Source organism: Collinsella aerofaciens, from assembly GCF_015670745.1.
GTDB classification, from domain to species: domain Bacteria; phylum Actinomycetota; class Coriobacteriia; order Coriobacteriales; family Coriobacteriaceae; genus Collinsella; species Collinsella aerofaciens_T.
Genome location: NZ_JADPCH010000043.1, coordinates 1 through 1,255 on the forward strand (window position 1 = coordinate 1; position 1,255 = coordinate 1,255).

A 1,255-nucleotide genomic window follows, 5' to 3' on the forward strand; every position below is an offset into this window, starting at 1 on the left:
TGGAGTGGGAAGGATAAACTGGACTTTCTTTTAAGGATCCTCAAGCGTATTGCCGCTCGTATTCCACTGGAGACATGTAGCCCAGGGTGGAATGCATGCGCACCCTATTGTAATAGAGCTCTATGTACTTGAAGATGTCCTGCTTGGCCTCGTCCCTCGTCCCATAGCTCCTCTCTTTCACCAATTCCCTTTTCAGCGTCTTGAAGAACGACTCGGCCACCGCGTTGTCCAGCGGCGTGCCGGGCCTTGATACCGACTGGACTATGCCATGCGAGTCCAGACACCGCTGGAAGGAACGGGAGGTGTACTGCGCGCCCCGATCGTCATGGAAGACGAGGCTGCCGTCATCTGGCGGACCCTCCCTGCCGACCGCCTGCTCCATCGCGTCGATCGCGACCTTCTCGGTGATGCGCTCGGACATCGACCAGCCCACGACCTTGCGGGAGAAGGCGTCTATCACGGCTGCGAGATAGAGCCACCCTTCTCTTGTGGGTATGTAGGTGATGTCGCCCACCCAAAGCCTGTTGCGCTCGCCCACGGTGAAAGCGCGCTCTACCAGGTTCAACCGAGGATCTCCCGGCTCGACCTTCTTCTGGATGCGGTGTTTTCGGGTCGCGCCCTTTCCGGCAAGTCCGAGCTTCTGCATGATGCGGAGCACGCGCTTCTCGCTCACGACGATGCCGCATTTTCGCAGTTCGCGGTTGATGCGCCGGTAGCCGTAACGGCCCTTGTGCCGCTCGAAGGCCTCGACGACGAAACCTTCGAGCGCCTCCCGCTCTATCTGGGCGTCGGACTTCTTCCGGCCGAGATACTCGTAGAAACCGGATTTCGAGACTTTCATCAGCCCGCATGCCTTCTTGATGGGGCCGATCTCGCCCCTATGCTCTTTGAGGAACTCGAACCTCACGCATGGTCTTGACTCAAGAAGGCCCGGAAATTTTTTAGTATCTCGTTCTCGCGCTCGAGCTCCTCGACCTTCTTCTTGAGCTTCACGATCTCGTAGTCCTTGTTGATCTTCGGGGAGCCGTTTCCGGGGAACGCGCCGTCTCCCATCTCCTCGTATTCGCGGGCCCATCTTCTCAGCGTCGAATCCTTTATGCCGAGTTCCTCCGATAGGCCTTTGACCGTCATTTCCCCGGACAGGACCACCTTTGCCGCCGAGACCTTGAACTGCCTGTCGTATCGCTTTCTTCTTTGGGCCATCTTGAACACCTTTCGCTCTTAACTAGGTGTCCAATTCATCATACCCACTCCA

At 57.5% G+C, this 1,255-nt stretch carries 1 protein-coding gene and 1 pseudogene; both read right to left on the minus strand.

The annotated features are described in order from the left end of the window. Positions 1 to 40 precede the first annotated feature (40 nt). On the minus strand, positions 41 to 1,075 hold the full coding sequence (locus I4W07_RS09095) for an IS3 family transposase (protein ID WP_230317584.1): 1,035 nt from the start codon (positions 1,073 to 1,075) through the stop codon (positions 41 to 43). Further along, positions 964 to 1,203: pseudogene (locus I4W07_RS09215) on the minus strand (transposase); the annotation flags it as partial. The pseudogene I4W07_RS09215 and the gene I4W07_RS09095, both read right to left, overlap by 112 nt. Positions 1,204 to 1,255 lie beyond the last annotated feature (52 nt).